This is a genomic window from Peribacillus sp. P4_C12 (genome assembly GCF_056402095.1).
The window spans coordinates 1-1,896 of sequence record NZ_JBFUIB010000621.1 but is presented as its reverse complement, the minus strand read 5'-3'; the positions used below and the strand labels follow the sequence as shown (position 1 = coordinate 1,896).

Genomic DNA, 1,896 nt, shown 5'->3' with positions numbered 1-1,896 from the left:
GGTCTAATTCATGATTTCCAGGTGTCCCAACATCAAAGTGCAGGAGGTTTATAAATTCAATCGTGGGTTCGTCTTGAAATTGAGAAGAGATTGGAGGACTTCCTCCTACCATATCACCAGCATGAACAAGTAGTGTATTTGGGTTTTCTTGTATATATTTTTTTAAATAGGCAGCCAGGTATTCAGCACCCCCTGCCATGGTTCCTGAAACCCTTTGATACTTGTTTAGTTGGCCGTGAAAATCATTAACGCCTAACAATTGTACTTGAATGTAGCGGTTCGATGTGGAATGATTCATTGTGGAATGATTGGGTGAGAATGCTGTGATTTCATAAATTACGAAAATGATAAATACCAAGATGAGCAAAGAAGATATGACCTGAAATTTTGACAACTTCCGATCCCTCCCTCTAGATGTGAATTTAGGATAACTCTGGGATTTTAAATCCGTATTAAAGGATCGTAATTTTTTGTTATATTTAATATAATAATTGTTAAATTAACCCAGTACATGCATATCTTTTTAAAATACTCATATGGCTTAACATTTAGAAATATGTTAAGGATTTTGACTAGCCGAATTGGAAATAAAATACAATTCCATTCAAAAAAACTCCAATATTTTTCCATTAACCCGATAGTGAAAAAAACGTTGCTGCTAATTCAGAAACGCACCCGTTAGCCATCTATAAAGCGCAAAAACCGGCAGTTTTTCCTTTTTACTTTCTGTACCCCTTAAAGCGTTTTTTATGGAGATACATTTTATAAATCAATTTATAATTCCTTCTTTACAACGAAAAAGCACTCATTGTTATTGTATGAGTGCTTTTTCGTTGTAGAATATTCATTCAATTATTAAAACAAGTTTACCATTACCTATACCTTTTGATTTTAAATCTACAACAGTCTGTATTGTTCAACATACTAAGACCAATTGTAGAACAAAGAGTAAACAGCACTCGTGAATCAACCTGCCCCTTTAGTTCCATTAGAAAAAGGAGCTGCCGATCAGCACCTGTTAGTTTAACAACATAGTTATTCTTCTCTATCAATTAATTTTTGGTCATGCACCTGTTAATTTAAAACCTAATTTTCTTCTTAGGTAGTTTATTTGGTGTTTTATTAGCATTGCAACTTTTTTATCTTTGTTGAACCTTACATTGTTAAGCCAATATACGAAAGCCTCTCCATTAAAACAGACTCCAAAAATCTTTTCGCCTTCCTCATCTTCTCCTGCGACTTCCCAGTATGAATGCTTGTTTTCTCTGTCATATAGCCATTTATCAAATTCTCTCTGCAATTGATGTATATTTCTCTACTTTTGCAAGGCAACTTATATATTCAGTATCCTCTTCGTACATAAATTCGACTTTCACAATCATATATTTTTTCCTCTCTTGCTTTTTAAATTTTACTAAATTGCCCCGTTTGAGTCGAAATCTTCACAATCTCATATTATCTTAATATAAATCTCCTGATATCTTTAAGAAAATCGATCATCCAAATTATTTAGACCCGTTAGTTCTATAAAAAAAGCGAACCTTATTCAAGGATCGCGCCCAATTGTGGAATACAATCTGATAGAGTTCAAGAATCATACTAATTTCATCTTGCTTTACTTTTTATGACCAATAAATTATGGTTGCTAAAACCCTCATCCCAACTTCAACGTTCATGCTCCAAAATAAATTGTATCATCATGTAACTTTTTAAGCTTGGAATTGTTTTTCCTGCATATCTTTTTGAACGTTTATTCTTCTCACGATAAAGATGAGGACAATTGCACCCAATAAGCAGGTTGCCCCTCCCGCTCCTATCAAGACGAAAGAAACTCCAAGCCATTTGGCAAGAAGGGATCCCACAGCAGGTGCAATAAGCATAGAAAAGGTTTGTAAT

The 1,896-nt window shown here is 34.0% G+C and carries 1 protein-coding gene and 2 pseudogenes; all 3 read right to left on the bottom strand.

Translation table 11 applies throughout. The features are described from left to right. Positions 1-280 (bottom strand): annotated as a pseudogene (locus AC1DUW_RS27275) (metallophosphoesterase); the annotation flags it as partial. A 783-nt stretch (positions 281-1,063) separates the two neighbouring features. Beyond that, positions 1,064-1,300: a hypothetical protein gene (locus AC1DUW_RS27270; RefSeq protein ID WP_053345571.1), complete on the bottom strand. Its 237-nt coding sequence runs from the start codon at positions 1,298-1,300 to the stop codon at positions 1,064-1,066. Positions 1,301-1,709: 409 nt separating this feature from the next. Further along, positions 1,710-1,896: pseudogene (locus tag AC1DUW_RS27265) on the bottom strand (MFS transporter); the annotation flags it as partial.